Origin of the sequence: Leclercia sp. UBA5958 (assembly GCF_002430365.1) — a bacterium.
Lineage (GTDB): Bacteria > Pseudomonadota > Gammaproteobacteria > Enterobacterales > Enterobacteriaceae > Enterobacter > Enterobacter pneumoniae.
In genome coordinates this window covers 172,151-188,398 of sequence record NZ_DJCE01000008.1, presented here as the reverse complement: position 1 = coordinate 188,398, position 16,248 = coordinate 172,151, and the positions used below count along the sequence as shown (strand labels likewise).

12 protein-coding genes are annotated in these 16,248 nt (G+C 59.8%); 8 read left to right on the top strand and 4 right to left on the bottom strand.

Annotated elements, in window-relative coordinates:
* Window position 1: 1 nt before the first annotated feature.
* On the bottom strand, window positions 2–1,096 hold the full coding sequence (gene chaA / locus B2Q93_RS13995; protein WP_046885182.1) for a sodium-potassium/proton antiporter ChaA: 1,095 nt from the start codon (window positions 1,094–1,096) through the stop codon (window positions 2–4).
* Between the two features lie 270 nt (window positions 1,097–1,366).
* Here chaA and chaB point away from each other — a divergent pair, with 270 nt between their 5' ends.
* Entirely contained in the window at window positions 1,367–1,597 is a 231-nt protein-coding gene (gene chaB / locus B2Q93_RS13990; protein WP_046885183.1) for a putative cation transport regulator ChaB, read from the top strand.
* Window positions 1,598–1,794: 197 nt separating this feature from the next.
* Window positions 1,795–2,490 (top strand): gamma-glutamylcyclotransferase, encoded by a 696-nt coding sequence (locus B2Q93_RS13985; RefSeq protein ID WP_040075242.1) that lies wholly within the window; start codon window positions 1,795–1,797, stop codon window positions 2,488–2,490.
* Between the two features lie 31 nt (window positions 2,491–2,521).
* Here B2Q93_RS13985 and B2Q93_RS13980 read toward each other — a convergent pair whose 3' ends face one another.
* The 3 genes from B2Q93_RS13980 to B2Q93_RS13970 form a co-directional block, all read right to left on the bottom strand.
* Entirely contained in the window at window positions 2,522–2,764 is a 243-nt protein-coding gene (locus B2Q93_RS13980) for a DUF1883 domain-containing protein (protein ID WP_040075243.1), read from the bottom strand.
* Window positions 2,765–2,975: 211 nt separating this feature from the next.
* Window positions 2,976–4,760: a methyl-accepting chemotaxis protein gene (locus B2Q93_RS13975; RefSeq protein ID WP_286933537.1), complete on the bottom strand. Its 1,785-nt coding sequence runs from the start codon at window positions 4,758–4,760 to the stop codon at window positions 2,976–2,978.
* Between the two features lie 107 nt (window positions 4,761–4,867).
* Window positions 4,868–5,221 (bottom strand): DsrE/DsrF/TusD sulfur relay family protein, encoded by a 354-nt coding sequence (locus B2Q93_RS13970; protein WP_040075245.1) that lies wholly within the window; start codon window positions 5,219–5,221, stop codon window positions 4,868–4,870.
* Window positions 5,222–5,294: 73 nt separating this feature from the next.
* On the opposite strand from B2Q93_RS13970, the gene nasR reads away from it, so the two are divergent.
* The 6 genes from nasR to B2Q93_RS13940 all read left to right on the top strand — a co-directional run bounded on the left by nasR (window position 5,295) and on the right by B2Q93_RS13940 (window position 16,174).
* Complete coding sequence (nasR, locus tag B2Q93_RS13965) at window positions 5,295–6,473, top strand: nitrate regulatory protein NasR (RefSeq protein ID WP_286933535.1); 1,179 nt, start codon at window positions 5,295–5,297, stop codon at window positions 6,471–6,473.
* Between the two features lie 230 nt (window positions 6,474–6,703).
* Window positions 6,704–7,951 carry a CmpA/NrtA family ABC transporter substrate-binding protein gene (locus B2Q93_RS13960; protein WP_046885187.1) on the top strand — a complete coding sequence of 416 codons (1,248 nt, stop codon included), beginning with the start codon at window positions 6,704–6,706 and terminating at the stop codon, window positions 7,949–7,951.
* Window position 7,952: 1 nt separating this feature from the next.
* Window positions 7,953–8,834 carry a nitrate ABC transporter permease gene (gene ntrB / locus B2Q93_RS13955; RefSeq protein ID WP_286933533.1) on the top strand — a complete coding sequence of 294 codons (882 nt, stop codon included), beginning with the start codon at window positions 7,953–7,955 and terminating at the stop codon, window positions 8,832–8,834.
* Between the two features lie 9 nt (window positions 8,835–8,843).
* Window positions 8,844–9,632, top strand: coding sequence for an ABC transporter ATP-binding protein (locus tag B2Q93_RS13950; protein WP_286933529.1), 789 nt, complete (start codon window positions 8,844–8,846; stop codon window positions 9,630–9,632).
* A 9-nt stretch (window positions 9,633–9,641) separates the two neighbouring features.
* Window positions 9,642–13,628 (top strand): nitrite reductase large subunit NirB, encoded by a 3,987-nt coding sequence (nirB, locus tag B2Q93_RS13945; protein ID WP_286933526.1) that lies wholly within the window; start codon window positions 9,642–9,644, stop codon window positions 13,626–13,628.
* On the top strand, window positions 13,625–16,174 hold the full coding sequence (locus B2Q93_RS13940; protein WP_286933524.1) for a nitrate reductase: 2,550 nt from the start codon (window positions 13,625–13,627) through the stop codon (window positions 16,172–16,174). Before nirB ends, B2Q93_RS13940 begins: the two co-directional genes overlap by 4 nt.
* Window positions 16,175–16,248 lie beyond the last annotated feature (74 nt).

Here is a 16,248-nt window from a genome sequence, read left to right as displayed (position 1 = left end):
CTCAGGCGAATATTGTCATCAGGTAGGCGGCAAACAGGGCCATATGCGCGGCACCGTTCAGCACGTTGGTACGCCCGGTAGAGAAGGAAATCTGGCACAGCAGCAGCGAGGCGACCATTACGATCATCTCTGGTGCGCCCAGAGCGAACTGCAGCTCATTGCCGGTGATAAAGGCAATCAGGGTCACCACGGGTACCGTCAGGGAGATGGTGGCGAGCACTGAACCGAAGAAGAGGTTCATGGCGCGCTGCACCTGGTTATTCAATACCGCTTTCAGCGCACCCAGCCCTTCCGGGGAGAGTATCAACAGCGCCACCAGGAAGCCAGTGAAGGCCACCGGCGCGTTCAGCTCAGTGAGCAGCGCCTCCAGCGGATTGGCATTCATTTTGGTCACCGCAATCACGGCAATCAGATGCACGATTAGCCAGACGGCATGCCACAGGCTACTGTGGGCGGAAGGCTTACCGTGGTGCGGATCATCGCCGTCATCTTCATGTTCATAGACGAACAGACTCTGGTGCGTTTTGGTCTGAATAAGCAGGAACACGCCATACATGGCCGCCGAGATCAGCGCCACCAGCAGGGCTTGCCCGGTGGTGAAGTTGCCGCCCGGTAACGCCATCGGAAAGACCAGCACAATAATCGCCAGCGGGAAGAGGGCGATCAGATACTGTTTGATACCGAACAGGTTCATATACTGGGTGGCAAATTTGCGCCCACCCAGCAGCAGCGAAAAGCCCACCAGGCCGCCGGTCACAATCATGATGATGGAATAGAGCGTATCGCGCATTAATGTCGGCGCGGCGTCGCCCGTCGCCATCAGCGCGGAAATCAGGCTAACTTCCAGAATAACAACGGAAAGGCTTAAAATGAGCGAGCCGTAAGGTTCGCCGAGACGGTGGGCCAGAACATCCGCATGGCGCACCACGCTGAATGCGCTAGAAAGGATCCCCACCAGCGCCAGGATATTAATGCCGATGACCACTGGCAGTGACTGTGTGCTTCCCCAGAAGTACAGCACAGCCAGTGCCAGCACCGGGAAAATGAGTGACGTCTCCTTGTGGCGGGTCTTAACCGCCTCATGTGTGGTTGTCATGTGTTTCTCCATCAATGCAGGTGCTTGTAATTATAGATAGAAACTGAAGGTCAATAAGTTAACAGAATTCAGTCAATTTCTGATGATGCTTTACTTGATTTTACGGTTTTTAAGATATTTAGGGCAAAGAAGCTATTATTCAGCATCTTTTCTAAATAAATAATGAATAACAATTAATTATAAATCGTTTTCTAACAGTTACTTTCTTTTTCTGGCGCCATTTGGCGTTGTCTACCACACTTAATAAGTTCAGAAAAAGAGAGGTTCACAATGCCCTATAAATCAAAAAGCGATTTACCCGATAGCGTTCAGCATGTGCTTCCTGCCCATGCGCAGGAGATCTATAAAGAGGCCTTCAATAGCGCCTGGGATCAATATAAAGATAAGGATGATCGCCGGGGTGATGACAGCCGGGAGGAGACGGCGCATAAGGTCGCCTGGGCCGCCGTTAAGCAGGATTATGAGAAGGGAGAGGACGATAAGTGGCATAAAAAGCGCTAAACGCGCGTCAGGCGTGAGCGCTATCACACCCCAACACTGCAAACTTTGACGAATAAGGCGATTAATCTAGCGCCGGGTTGCAAGCGGCGAGGGAATTGCATATCGTCACTGGAACTGCTTTCTAAATGAGCAGTAAAAAGACCTGGATGGTTCAAAAAAAGTTGTCGCAAGGAGGCATGCAGTGGCGGAGGTGCAATGTGTTAACGCGAGATTTCTTAATGAAGGCCGATTGCAAAACGGCCTTCGGTGCGATTGAAGAGTCGCTTCTCTGGTCGGCTGAACAGCGTGCGGCGTCGCTTGCGGCCACGCTGGCCTGCCGTCCGGACGCGGGTCCGGTCTGGATCTTCGGCTATGGTTCGTTAATGTGGAACCCGGCGCTGGAATTTGTCGAGTCGGCCACCGGTACGCTACCGGGCTGGCACCGTGCGTTCTGTCTGCGCCTGACGGCAGGACGCGGCAGCGCCTGTCAGCCGGGACGCATGCTTGCACTGAAAGAGGGCGGACGCACCACGGGGGTGGCCTACCGTCTACCCGATACCGCTCTTGAAGAGGAGCTGGCGCTGCTGTGGAAACGCGAGATGATCACCGGCTGCTATATGCCGAGCTGGTGCAAACTGGAACTCGACGATGGTCGTACCGTTAACGCGCTGGTGTTCATTATGGATCCGCGGCATCCTCTGTATGAATCTGATACCCGCACGCAGGTTATCGCCCCGTTGATCGCTGCCGCCAGCGGGCCGCTGGGCACGAACGCACAATATCTCTTCTCACTCGACCAGGAGCTGACGCGTCTGGGAATGCAGGATGAGTGTCTGAATGAGCTGGTAATGAAGGTGCGAGCATTACTGGATTGTACCCCGCCGGAGAGCCATCTGCGGCCTGGCTACGCCTGAAAAAACGCCCGGGAAGCCGGGCGTTTTCGTTTTAAGCAGCCACAAAACTAATCGAATGCTCCAGCGACTGGCTATGGCTATCGATTAACACCTCCCAGGTGCCGGTATAGGGCACCGTCAGCCAGGCATTATCCCGGTTTTGTACGCTGAGTATATCTGCCTGCGTTTTCTGCGGCGCCTTGCTGTTCATCAGATGGATATGACAACGCTCTGAGCAGCGCACCACCACCGTATCCCCACCAAAGAGTTTTAAACTTGTTTTTACCAGTGCCATTTTTTACCCCGTTATGCGAAAAAACGCGCTCCCTGCGGTTAATCCTGAGCGTGATGTTGTTCACAATCCACTCGCTGCATAACACCAAAGGGGTGGGGTTGGAGTGCTGATTTTGATCAAAAAAAAGAATAAGCCTTAAACAAAAATGACAATCTTTCTGAAAGGGCTTCACTGACGCGCATTTTCACGGTGAATGCGCGTCAGATTAAGATTAAATGCGGAAATGCCCAGCCGTCTCAGCCAGTTCGCCCGCCTGGCCCTGCAGTGCGCTGGCGGCAGCGGCAGATTGTACAACCAGCTCGGCGTTCTGCTGCACCATCCGGTCAAGATGATTCACCGCGTGGTTAATCTCCTGAATCCCTTTCATCTGCTCGTGAGTGGCGACGGTGATCTGGTGCATGATGCCGGACACACTGCCGATACTGGCCACGATCTCCTGCATGCTCTCACCCGCCAGGTGCACATAACGCGAGCCGGTAGCCACACTCTGGGTGGTTGAGTCGATCAGGGATTTGATCTCTTTCGCCGCCTGGGCGCTGCGGCTGGCCAGATTACGCACTTCGCCCGCCACCACAGCAAACCCACGCCCTTGCTCACCGGCGCGCGCCGCTTCCACCGAGGCATTCAGCGCCAGAATATTGGTCTGGAAGGCAATACCGTCAATGACGCTGGTGATATCCCCAATTTTGGCCGAGGCGCTCTCAATAGACTGCATGGTGGTGATCGCCTGAGACACCACATTGCCACCGCGCGAGGCGGCTTCGGTGGCGCGGGAGGCCTGATCGTTTGCTTGTACCGCCGACTCCGTCGACTGCGCCACCGAGGCGGTGATCTGCTCGACAGCGCTGGCGGTTTCACGCAGGCTTGAAGCCGCCTGCTCGGTGCGACCAGAAAGGTCATGGTTCCCGGCGGCAATCTCCTGGGCGGCGGTTTTCACCGACGCGCTGGCGTCGCGCAGCTGGGCCATCACCACCGACAGCTTGTCGCTAAAGGCGTTAAAGGCGTGGGCAATCTCGGCCACTTCGTCCTGGCCTTGCTCTGGCAGGCGCTGGGAGAGATCGTTGGTGCCGTTGGCGATGGCGTGCATGGCGTCGCGAATTTCCGACAGGCGTTTAAGCAGGCGGGCAATGGTGACGTGCACTACCGCGCCGGCGAGCAGGATCAAAATCACCAGCGACAGGGCGGAGGCTTTCAGCATCGAGCGCATACCGCTGGTGGCATCGTGCTGATCCAAAGCCACCACCAGCATCCACTGGGTACCCGGGATCGGCGTGGCGGCAAAGTTCTTCTCGGCACCTTTCAGCAGGCCGGTAGAGGTGTCCCCTTTTTTCAGGGCATTGAGGTCGGCACCGCTGATGGCTTCTGCAAAGGGTTTCAGCGTCAGAGCCGGATCGCTGGCGGCAATGACGCTGCCATCGCTGTTGACCAGCAGGCCGCTGCTGGCCGGCGTGGGATGGATCTCGCGCACGTTCGCCACCACGCTGTCCATCACCACATCCCCCGCCACGACGGCTTTCAGCGTCCCGTTCTCTTTAACCGGTACTGCGAAGGTGACCACCAGTTTACCGGTGCCGGCATCCACGTAGGGGGCCGTTACCGCCGGTGCGTCGGCATTCAGCACCTGCTGATACCACGGGCGTACGGTGGGGTCGTAATCGGCGGGCACGCCGGTCGGGTCAGAAAATTTCGCGGTTTTCGTCGCATAGCCCACATAGACGTTACTAAAACCCGCTGCCTGCGCCAGCTGTTTGAAGACCGGTACTGGATCTTCGGTCAGGGCCACGTTTTGCAAGGAGGTAATCGCGGTCATTTTGGTCGCAACCCAGTCGCCAATGGCGAGGCTATGGCTAGAGCCGCTGCTGGCGAGCATATCGCGCTGTGTTTGCAGGTTATCCAGGCGGGTGACCTGGTAGTTGATTACGGTGTTAAGAAGTAACGCGACGAACAGACACCCGACTGCCGCCGCGATAATGCGTGCGCGAATTGACCTGAACATAAATGAAATACCTGCTGAGTGATTGTAAAGAGCCTATCGGCAACCCAGAGGCAAACTTGATGCTGCAACCGCGTCCATAAGAAAAATATATCTACGGAAGGTTATTATTAGAAAGTTAATACTTTATCGGCGGACAGAGTCCACTGCGCCAACTCAACCAGCGTCCCGATCTCCACGCCGTCAATCAGCGGTAACGCCGTGATGCCACGCCCATCGGTGCAAGTTTTGCAGAGTTTAACCGGCACATTTTGCGCCGTCAGGATCTCCAGCATTTGCTGAATGTTATACCCCTCCGCAGGCTTCTGGCCGCGCAGACCTGCCGTGACCGCATCAGACATTAAAAACAGCTTCAGCTCCGGCGCGTTGTCCTGTTCACGCAGGGCAATGGCCAGACGCAGGCTGTTGAACAGGGATTCACTTCCGTAGGCCGCCCCGTTGGCGATAATCACAATCTTCTGCATAATTTCTCCTGTTAAATGATAAGGCACGGTTATTGCTTACTGATCCTGATACCAACGACCCGGGAGAGTAAGCATGATGAAAAGAACGGGCAGTCCACCCGGCGCCACCGAATGGTTACAGCACGCAAAATTGATGCGTAAACAGCAGCTCTGCAAACTGGCACAGCTGGGTACGCTGGTCAGCCGCATTAGCCATCTGGCGCATATGCTCCAGTGCGAACGCGGCGCCTCGAATATCTGGCTCTGTTCACAGGGTGCGCTGTATGCCCCGGAGTGTAAAGCCAGCCGCGCGCTGGTGGATGAACAGCTGCTCGCTTTACAACAGGCGCTGGGCTCACCGCTGATGGCCAGCGCCGCGCTCTGTGAGCGCGTGGCCCATGCCCTGCATCATCTTGAACAGTTGCCCACGCTGCGCGAACAGATTATGGCCCGCACCCTGGCGGCTGACCGCGCCATGGAGCACTATAGCCGCACGCTGCGCTACCTGCTCAGTATCGTGCCGCAACTCAATGATAGCATTGACGATCCGCAAATCGCGGGCCGTTTTGTTGCCCTTTATAGTCTGATGCAGGGCAAAGAGCTGGTCGGGCAGGAGCGGGCGCTGGGGGCCATCGGCTTTACGCAGGGCTTCTTCAGCGACGAGATGCGCCAGACGCTGGTGGACCGCATCGACGGTCAGCAGGCCTGTTTTGACGTTTTTCTCTCACTTACCCCTCAGCAGTTGCAGGAGCATTTCACCTTAAGCACCCCCGGCGCGGAGGCGGAACAGCTGCGTCGTCTGGCCTGCACCCGACAGCCTGCTGCGGACAACGGCGTGCTGGCGCTGCACTGGTTTTCACTGCTGACCGAGCGGCTGGAACACCTGCGCAGCCAGGAAGAGCTGCTCATTGCCGATCTGATGATTGCCGTCGATCGGCTGATTACCCTCGCCGACGACTACCCGCCGGAAGCTGCGGCGGTCAATGAGCCCCTCGGCCACTATCCTGTTCAGCCACTCTTACCGCTGGTTCGCCAGCAGGCGCGCGAGATAGAGCAGCTATCGCAGCAGCTGGCATCGATGCGCGACACCCTGGAGGAGCGCAAGATCATCGATAAAGCCAAAAGCGTGCTGATGACTCATCAGCAGATGAGCGAAGATCAGGCCTGGTGTCAGCTGCGTAAGATGGCGATGGACAAGAACCAGCGCATGGTGGATATCGCCCGTGCGCTGCTCACCGTGAAAGCACTCTGGCAGGTAACACCAAAGGAGTAGTTGCACGGTCTGTGGGCATTTGCTGCATGGTTGGGGTGCGTTTTGCTTCCGCCTGGCGTGAAAAAGCCCGGAAATGAAGCCGTTAAAAGCTGGCATCACCTTTGCATTAACTCATTAACCATTTTTCGACGACGCGCCAACGGCGGCGCGTCAGTCTTCGGGATAAAGGCGTCCTGCAGTGCTTCGGCACTGTCGGACGCTTTTTTTTTGGCTTTTTTTCAGGAGTGGGCATGGTGGAGTGGACGAGACGGCGATTTTTACAGGCCAGCGCGCTGGCAGGCGGGGCAATGATGTTACCCGGCATCATGCAGGCGGCCTGGGCTGCAGGCTCAGATAAGCCAGAACTGGAAACCGTACGCGTCGGATTTATTCCGCTGACGGACTGCGCCCCGGTGGCTATCGCGGCCCTCAAAGGGTTCGATAAAAAATATGGGATCACCATCGTGCCCACCAAAGAGGCGAGCTGGGCGGCGGTGCGAGACAAGCTGGTCGCCGGCGAGCTGGACGCGGCCCACATTCTCTATGGCCTGCTGTATGGCCTGGAGCTGGGGATTGCCGGTAAGGCCACGCCGATGGCGAACCTGATGACCCTGAACCAGAACGGCCAGGCTATTACCCTGTCGATGGATCTGGCGGAGCAGGGGATACGGGATGCCGAAGGGCTGCACAAGCAGGTCTCTCAGCAGGCGCCGGGAACCTACACCTTCGCCCATACCTTTCCCACCGGCACGCATGCCATGTGGCTCTACTACTGGCTGGCAAGCGCGGGAATTAACCCCTTTGACGACGTGCGCACCGTGGTGGTGCCGCCGCCGCAGATGGTGATGAACATGCGCATCGGCAACATGGTGGGCTTTTGCGTCGGCGAGCCGTGGAACGCCCGCGCCATCAACGACCGAATTGGTTTTACCGCCGCCACCAGCCAGGCGATCTGGCCAGATCACCCTGAAAAAATTCTTGGTACCCGCAGCGCATGGGTAGCGCAGCACCCCAATACCGCCCGGGCGCTGGTCTGTGCCGTAATGGAGGCGCAACGCTGGATCGACGCCTCGCCGGAGAATAAACGCGAAACCGCGCAAATTCTTGCCCGCCGGGCCTGGCTCAATACGAAAGAGCAGTATCTCACGGGCCGAATGTTGGGGGCGTACGACAACGGCCTTGGCGACCGCTGGCAGGACAGTCACCCGATCCGCTTTTTTGACGAGGGGGCAGTCAGCTATCCCTGGCACTCCGATGGCATGTGGTTTTTGACCCAGTTCCGCCGTTGGGGGTTGTTGAAAAGCGACCCGGACTATGCCGCTCTCGCCAGCCGCATCAATCGCACTGATATCTGGCAGGAGGCCGCCACGGCAGTCGGCGGGATCACCGCACCCACTTCACCCATGCGCAGCAGCACCCTGATGGACGGCACCGTCTGGAACGGAACCGATCCGAAAGCCTATGCCCGCAATTTTGCCATTCACCGTACGGAGGCCTGATATGAAACATCTGCAAAACACCAAAGCGGCGGTGGAGACGCCCGTCACCGGGGAAGTCATTACGCTGCCGCCGGTTCAGGTGCGTCGGCGCGCCCCGGCATTTGCCCGCCAAATGAACGATTTTTTACAACAGCTTATCCCGGCCGTACTGGGTCTTGGGTTACTGGTGCTCTGCTGGCAGCTGGCCGCCATCAACAGTAAAGGTTTCCCTACGCCGCTCAGCACTCTGGAGTCGGCGCGAACCCTGTTTGCAGATCCGTTCTATCGTGACGGGCCAAACGACATGGGTATCGGCTGGAATGTGCTGGCCTCGCTGCAGCGCGTGGCGGTGGGTTTCGGCCTCGCCGCGCTGGTGGGGATCCCTCTTGGCTTCCTGATTGGCCGTTTTGTCTTCTTCTCACGCATGTTCACCCCGCTTGTCGCACTGCTGCGGCCGGTCAGTCCGCTGGCCTGGCTGCCGATTGGTCTGCTGCTATTCCAGAAAGCCGAACCGGCCTCCAGCTGGACCATTTTTATCTGCTCTATCTGGCCGATGGTGATCAACACCGCCGAGGGGGTACGCCGCATACCGGAGGACTACCTCAACGTGGCGCGGGTGCTGCAACTCTCCGAGTGGACCGTGATGCGCCGGATTCTCTTCCCCGCCGTATTGCCTGCGGTACTCACCGGGGTGCGCCTCTCAATTGGTATTGCCTGGCTGGTGATTGTCGCCGCCGAGATGCTAACCGGCGGACTGGGTATCGGCTTCTGGATCTGGAACGAGTGGAACAACCTCAACGTTGAAAACATTCTCATCGCCATCGTCATTATCGGCGTGGTCGGGTTACTGCTGGAGCAGGGGCTGATGCTCATCGCCCGCCGCTTCAGCTGGCAGGATAAATAAGGAGCGCACATGAAACCATTAATTCAGGTCCAGGCCGTTAGCCAGCGTTTTTCCACCGCCAGCGGCGAGTTTCTGGCGCTGCAGAATGTCTCGTTCGATATCCAAGAAGGGGAAACCGTCAGTCTGATTGGCCACTCCGGCTGCGGGAAATCGACCCTGCTAAATCTGATTGCCGGGATTACGTTGCCCACCGAAGGGGGACTGATTTGCGATAACCGCGAAATTGCCGGGCCGGGACCGGAGCGGGCGGTGGTCTTCCAGAATCACTCCCTGCTGCCGTGGCTCACCTGCTTCGACAACGTGGCGCTGGCGGTGGATCAGGTCTTTCGCCGCACCATGAGCAAGGCTGAGCGTAAAGAGTGGATTGAGCACAATCTCGACCGCGTGCAGATGGGGCACGCCCTGCACAAGCGCCCGGGGGAGATCTCGGGCGGCATGAAGCAGCGTGTCGGCATCGCCCGGGCGCTGGCCATGAAGCCAAAAGTTCTGCTAATGGATGAGCCGTTCGGCGCGCTTGATGCCCTGACCCGTGCCCATCTGCAGGACTCCGTGATGAACATCCAGCAGGCGCTTAATACCACCATTGTGTTGATTACTCACGACGTCGACGAGGCGGTGCTGCTCTCGGACCGGGTGCTGATGATGACCAACGGCCCGGCGGCGACGGTGGGGGAGATCCTGCGCGTCGACCTGCCGCGCCCGCGCAACCGGGTGCAGCTGGCGGACGATAGCCGGTATCACCACATGCGTCAGCAGATCCTGCACTTCCTCTATGAAAAACAGCCGAAAGCGGCCTGAGGAGTCTCTATGCGACTGGTCATCATCGGCAACGGCATGGCGGCAACGCGACTGATTGAGGCACTGACAGCTCGTGCTCCAGGTCGCTTTACTATCACCGCGATCGGCGATGAGCCGTGTCACGCCTATAACCGCATTCAGCTTTCACCGGTACTGGGGGGCGAGAAGGCGTTTGCCGACATCGGTTATCACGATGACGACTGGTATCAACAGCGCGGGGTCGAGGTCATCAACGGCGAGCAGGCGGTGCGGGTCGATATCGCGGCCCGTTTACTTCATACCGATGCGCGTAGCCTGGCGTGGGATGAACTTGTATTCGCCACCGGCTCGCAGCCTATCGTGCCGCCGATCCCGGGCAGTCACCAGCCGCATGTTTTTACCTTTCGTACCCAGGCCGATGTTGAAGCCATTCTCTCGACCCCTGGCCCTGCGGTGGTGCTGGGCGGCGGGGTGCTCGGCGTTGAAGCCGCTGCGGCGTTGAAACGAATATGTGACAACGTCACTTTGGTGCATCGCGGCCCCTGGCTGATGGATCAGCAGCTGGATCAGCAGGCCGGAGCCTTGCTGGAAGAGGCCCTGTGCGAGCGCGGTATTCACAGCGAGCTGGAGTGCGCCATCCGCGAGATACACCCCCAGCACGTCACGCTCAGCACCGGGCGAGAACTCAGTGCCACCCGCGTGCTACTGGCGACGGGAGTGAAACCCCGCATCGCGCTGGCCCAGGAGAGCGGGGTCCCGTGCGGGCGCGGCATCCTGGTGAACCAGCAGATGCAGAGCGCCATTGAGGGCGTTAGCGCCATTGGCGAATGTTGCGAACTGGACGGCCAGACCTGGGGAGTGGTCGCCCCTTGTCTGGCGCAGGCGGAGGTGCTGGGGGCGCGGCTGGCAGGGGAAGATTGCGCACCCTTTGCCGCCTCTGAAAGCGGAATGCGCCTGAAGGTGACAGGGATTGAGCTCTTCAGCGCCGGTCAGGTCGCGGCCGGAGAGGGGGATGCCCTCTGGACCAGCTGGGATCCCCTGACCCGGCACTATCGTCGATTACTGATTCGCGACGGCAGGCTTGCGGGCGTGCTGTTGCTGGGAGAGTGCCGCAGCGCGGCAACCTTCACGGACTTACTGGCTCAGTCAGAACCCGCCCAGGCGGACTGGCTGTTCGATCGATTCACAACGCAGCCGCAGGTTGCAGGACAGAACGCTATGACAAAACCAACGTTGGTGGTGGTGGGGCACGGTATGGTCGGTCACCATTTTCTGGAAGAGTGCGTAAAACACAATCTGCATCAGCAATACCAGATTGTAGTCTTTGGCGAGGAGCGATACGCCGCCTATGACCGCGTCCATCTTTCTAACTATTTTGCCGGGCGCAGCGCCGACTCCCTGTCGATGGTCGAGGGGGATTTCTTTGCCGCACATGGGATCGAGCTGCGCCTTTCCCGGCAGGTGGTGGCGATCGATCGCGATGCGCGCGTCGTGCGGTCTGCCTCGGGGCATGAAACCCACTGGGACAAGCTGGTCCTGGCGACCGGCTCTTATCCCTTTGTGCCGCCGGTGCCGGGGCATGATCTGCCGGGCTGCTTTGTCTACCGTACCCTCGACGATCTGGACCAGATCGCCGCGCAGGCCAAAAATTCGCGTACCGGGGTGGTCATTGGCGGCGGGCTGCTGGGGCTCGAAGCCGCCAACGCCCTGAAACAGCTTGGGCTGGAAACGCATGTGGTGGAGTTTGCCCCCAATCTGATGGCCGTGCAGCTCGACAACGACGGGGCAGCTATGCTGCGACGCAAAATCGAAGCCCTCGGGGTAGGGGTACACACCAGCAAAGCGACCACCGAAATTGCCATGACGCAGGCCGGTCTGGTGCTGCGCTTTGCCGACGGCGGCGAGCTGGCGACCAATATGGTGGTCTTCTCGGCGGGGATCCGCCCCCAGGACGCCCTGGCCCGGGCGAGCGGGCTTCAGCTCGGCGAACGCGGCGGAATTTGCATTGATAACCAGTGCCGCACGCCGGATAAGGATATCTATGCGATTGGTGAATGCGCCCTGTGGGAGGGCAAGATCTACGGGCTGGTCGCCCCGGGTTATCAGATGGCCCGCGTGGCCGCCGCCAACCTTGCCGGTGAAGAGAGCGGTTTTACCGGGGCGGATATGAGCACCAAGCTCAAGCTGCTGGGGGTGGATGTCGCCTCGTTTGGCGATGCACACGGTCGCACGCCGGGCGCTCTGTGCTATCAGTGGACGCACGGCCCGCAGCAAATCTATAAAAAAATCGTGGTCAGCGCCGACAACAAAACCCTGCTGGGGGGCGTGCTGGTAGGCGATGCAGCAGAGTATGCCACCCTGGTGCAGATGATGCTCACCGGCATCGCGCTGCCGAAAGATCCCGAGACCCTGATCCTGCCCGCCAGCGCCGGGAACGCGCCGAAAGCCCTCGGCGTGGCGGCCCTGCCGGAGAGCGCGCAAATCTGTTCCTGTCATAACGTCAGCAAAGGGGATATCTGCCAGGCGGTCAGCAGCGGCGCGGGCGATATGGGGGCCATCAAGCAGTGCACCAAAGCGGCCACCGGCTGCGGCGGCTGCAGCTCGCTGGTGAAGCAGGTGATGGAGTACCAACTGGCGGCCCAGGGTGTGGAGGTGAAAAAAGATATTTGTGAACACTTCCCCTACTCACGCCAGGAGATCTACCACCTGGTTCGCGTCAATCGCATTCATACCTTTGATCAGCTGATTAGCCGCTACGGCAGGGGACACGGGTGTGAAATCTGTAAACCGCTGGTAGGATCGGTGCTGGCCTCGTGCTGGAACGAATACCTGCTGAAGCCGGCGCATCTGCCCCTGCAGGACACCAACGATCGCTACTTCGCCAATATTCAGAAAGATGGCACCTACTCGGTGGTGCCGCGGATGGCCGCCGGAGAGGTGACGGCGGACGGAATGATCGCCATCGGACAGATCGCCAAACGTTATCAACTCTACAGCAAAATTACCGGTGGGCAGCGTATCGATCTCTTTGGTGCCCGGCTGGATCAGTTGCCGGACATCTGGCGCGAACTGGTTGCGGCGGGCTTCGAAACCGGGCATGCCTACGGTAAATCGCTACGCACCGTCAAATCCTGCGTGGGGTCGACCTGGTGCCGTTACGGGGTGCAGAACTCCACCGGCCTCGCCGTCACCCTGGAGAATCGCTACAAAGGTTTGCGTGCTCCGCACAAAATCAAAATGGCCGTCTCCGGCTGTACGCGCGAGTGCGCTGAAGCCCAGAGCAAAGACGTAGGGGTGATTGCCACCGATAAGGGCTGGAATCTCTATCTGTGCGGTAACGGCGGCATGAAGCCGCGCCATGCCGATCTCTTCGCCAGCGATCTTGACGACGCGCCCCTGATCCGTCTGGTGGATCGCTTCCTGATGTTCTATATCCGCACCGCCGATCGTCTGCAGCGCACCAGTACCTGGATGGATAACCTTGAAGGAGGGCTGGAATATCTCCGGGAGGTGATCATTGAAGACAGCCTCGGTATTGCCGCGGAGCTGGAGCAAGAGATGGCGCGCGTGGTGGATACCTACCAGTGCGAATGGCAAACCACACTTGCCGATCCTCACCGTCTGGCGCTGTTCCGCAGTCAGGTTAACGAGGCGGCACCGGTTCAGCACAAACGCTGGCAGGCGATCTGCGGGATTGACGAGATCCCCGAGCAGGCCGGGATTGGCGCCCGACTGGGTGAAAAACAGATTGCGCTGTTCCGCTTTGGCAAAGCGGTCTATGCGCTGGACGATCTGGAGCCGGGCAGCAGCGCGAATGTGCTGTCGCGCGGTATTCTGGGCGACGCGGGCGGCGAGCCGGTGGTGATTTCGCCACTCTATAAAACCCGCATTCGCCTGCGCGATGGCCGCCAGTGTGATACCGGGGAGCAGGCCGTACGCGCCTGGCCGGTTAAAATCGAAGGCAATCAGGTGTGGGTCAGCAGCGAAGCGCTGCTCATGCGCGCGGAGGCCTCATGAGTGAAACCCGAACCACCTGTCCCTACTGCGGCGTAGGCTGTGGCGTAGTGGCCCGCGTTGAGGCGGGTTCCGTCACCGTGCGGGGTGATGAGCAGCACCCGGCCAACTTTGGGCGGCTGTGCGTCAAAGGTTCTGCGCTCGGGGAGACCACGGGATTAGCAGGCCGGTTATTGCAACCGGAGCTAAATAACCAGCCGGTGAGCTGGCCCCGGGCGCTGGATGCGGCGGGTCAGCGGCTGCGTGAAATTATTGACCGCTTCGGCCCGCAGGCGGTGGCGTTTTATGCCTCGGGCCAGCTGTTGACGGAAGACTACTACGCTGCCAACAAGCTCATGAAGGGATTCATCGGCGCCGCCAACATCGACACCAACTCACGGCTCTGCATGTCGTCAGCGGTGGTGGGCTACAAGCGTGCCTTTGGGGAAGATATGGTGCCGTGCAGTTATCAGGACATCGAAAACAGCGATCTGGTGGTGCTGGCAGGCTCGAACGCCGCCTGGACCCATCCGGTGCTCTATCAACGTCTGGTGCAGGCGCGCGCGGCGAATCCGGCGATGAAGGTGGTGGTTATCGATCCCCGCCGTACCGCCACCTGCGATATCGCCGACCTGCATATTAAACTGGCGCCGGGCAGCGACGCGGGCCTTTTTGTCGGCTTGCTCAATGCGCTTGGCGCGGGCGATAGCGAGGCCCAACAGCGGGCGCGCGACTGGCCTGTGAGCCGGGTGGCGACCTTCTGCGAACTGCCCACCAGGGTCGTGGAGACCTTCTATCAGTGGTTTATCGCCGCCCCGCGGGCCATTACGCTCTACACCATGGGCATTAACCAGTCCGCCAGCGGCAGCGACAAATGCAATGCCATCATCAACGTCCATATCGCCAGCGGCAAAATCGATCTCGAAGGGTGCGGCCCCTTTTCGCTGACCGGGCAGCCAAATGCGATGGGAGGCCGCGAGGTGGGCGGGCTGGCCAATCAGCTGGCGGCACACATGAATTTTGAGCCGGACGATCTTAGCCGGGTGGCCCGTTTCTGGGATACAGAGCGGCTGGCGCAAACGCCGGGGTTGATGGCGGTAGAGTTGTTTGATGCCATCGCCCGGGGCGAGGTGAAGGCGGTCTGGATCATGGGCACCAATCCGGCGGTGTCGCTGCCCGATAGCCACACGGTGTGCCTGGCGCTGGCTGCCTGTCCGCTGGTGATCGTCTCTGAGGTGATGCGCGACACCGACACCAGCCGTTTCGCCCATGTGCGTTTTCCGGCGCTGGGCTGGGGCGAAAAGGAGGGCACCGTCACCAACTCCGAGCGGCGTATCTCGCGCCAGCGGGCGTTTTTGCCCGCCCCAGGCGAGGCGAAACCCGACTGGTGGATTATCGCCCGTATCGCAGAGCAGCTTGGGCACGGCGCGGCCTTTAGCTGGCAACATCCCCATGAAATCTTCTGTGAACATGCCGCGCTCACGGCATTCGAAAACCCGGGCACGCGGGCGCTGAATCTGGGAGCGCTGGCAAAACTGAGCCGGGAGCAGTGGGATACGCTCACCCCCTGGCAGTGGCCGCTGGACAGGGCGCGCCTGCAACGAGCCCAGTTGGTGGCGGTTACGCCGCAGCGGCACGGCGCCACGCCAGACGCGCTGTACCCCTTCATTCTTAACAGCGGGCGGGTGCGCGATCAGTGGCATACCATGACCCGCACCGGTTACGTAGCCAGATTAATGCAGCACTGCGACGAACCGACGGTGGAGGTAAGCGTCAGCGATGCCGCACGCCTGGGACTGCACAACGATCGGCTGGCCCGCATCAGCTCCCCTCGCGGGGTGATGGTGGCCCGGATCCGCGTCAGCACGACCCAGCGCGACGGCGAGCTCTTCGCCCCCATGCACTGGAACAGCGTCTTTGCCCGTCAGGGAAAGATCAACGCGCTGGTGGAGGGGCGGCGCGATCCGCTCTCCGGTCAGCCAGAGTGCAAACAGACTGCGGTTCGGGTCATGCCCTGGCAGCCCGGCTGGCAGGGGGAGCTCTACAGCCGCGAGGCGCCAGAACTGCCCGGTTATGTCACCTGGTGGCGTAAAGCGGCAACCGGTGTGCAGCGGTTTACCCTGGCCGCGGACCGACCGCTGCTGGAGGAGTTAATGAATCACTGCAGCGCTCGCGGCTGGCAACTGCAGGTGGCTCAGAGCGGGACGCAGAGTAACCTGCTGGCCTGGCACAATGGCGCGCTGATGCTGGGGTTCTGGAGCGGCACCGAACGGCCCGAACTGGCGCATCAGGCCATTAGCGAAGCCTTTGACCAGCCGCCCCGGACGCTGGATGCCCGGCATGCTCTGCTCAGCGGACAGGGGGCGAACGAGCGTCCCGCGCAGGGGCGCATCGTCTGCAGCTGTTTTAGCGTCGGGGAGGAGGCGATCCGTCAGGCGATTGCCGGGGGATGTGAGTCGGCAGTTGCCCTGGGCGCCGCACTGCGCTGTGGCACCAACTGCGGCTCCTGCATTCCGGAGCTAAAAGGGCTGCTGGCGCAGTGTCAGGTTATTCCTGAAAATTCCCCTTAAGGCTGCAAAAGGCGTCACAAAACGTTAAGGTATGGGGGTGTTTTTGATTTTCACAGGGCCCCCTTTACGACATT

What these genes read in the sequence shown, in the direction of transcription:
- B2Q93_RS13950 (WP_286933529.1), top strand. Translation starts at nt 8,844, where the DNA reads ATGAAACCATTAATTCAGGTCCAGGCCGTTAGCCAGCGTTTTTCCACC.
- B2Q93_RS13940 (WP_286933524.1), top strand. Translation starts at nt 13,625, where the DNA reads ATGAGTGAAACCCGAACCACCTGTCCCTACTGCGGCGTAGGCTGTGGC.
- nasR (WP_286933535.1), top strand. Translation starts at nt 5,295, where the DNA reads ATGATGAAAAGAACGGGCAGTCCACCCGGCGCCACCGAATGGTTACAG.
- B2Q93_RS13980 (WP_040075243.1), bottom strand. Translation starts at nt 2,764, where the DNA reads ATGGCACTGGTAAAAACAAGTTTAAAACTCTTTGGTGGGGATACGGTG.
- ntrB (WP_286933533.1), top strand. Translation starts at nt 7,953, where the DNA reads ATGAAACATCTGCAAAACACCAAAGCGGCGGTGGAGACGCCCGTCACC.
- chaA (WP_046885182.1), bottom strand. Translation starts at nt 1,096, where the DNA reads ATGACAACCACACATGAGGCGGTTAAGACCCGCCACAAGGAGACGTCA.
- nirB (WP_286933526.1), top strand. Translation starts at nt 9,642, where the DNA reads ATGCGACTGGTCATCATCGGCAACGGCATGGCGGCAACGCGACTGATT.
- B2Q93_RS13975 (WP_286933537.1), bottom strand. Translation starts at nt 4,760, where the DNA reads ATGTTCAGGTCAATTCGCGCACGCATTATCGCGGCGGCAGTCGGGTGT.
- chaB (WP_046885183.1), top strand. Translation starts at nt 1,367, where the DNA reads ATGCCCTATAAATCAAAAAGCGATTTACCCGATAGCGTTCAGCATGTG.
- B2Q93_RS13970 (WP_040075245.1), bottom strand. Translation starts at nt 5,221, where the DNA reads ATGCAGAAGATTGTGATTATCGCCAACGGGGCGGCCTACGGAAGTGAA.
- B2Q93_RS13960 (WP_046885187.1), top strand. Translation starts at nt 6,704, where the DNA reads ATGGTGGAGTGGACGAGACGGCGATTTTTACAGGCCAGCGCGCTGGCA.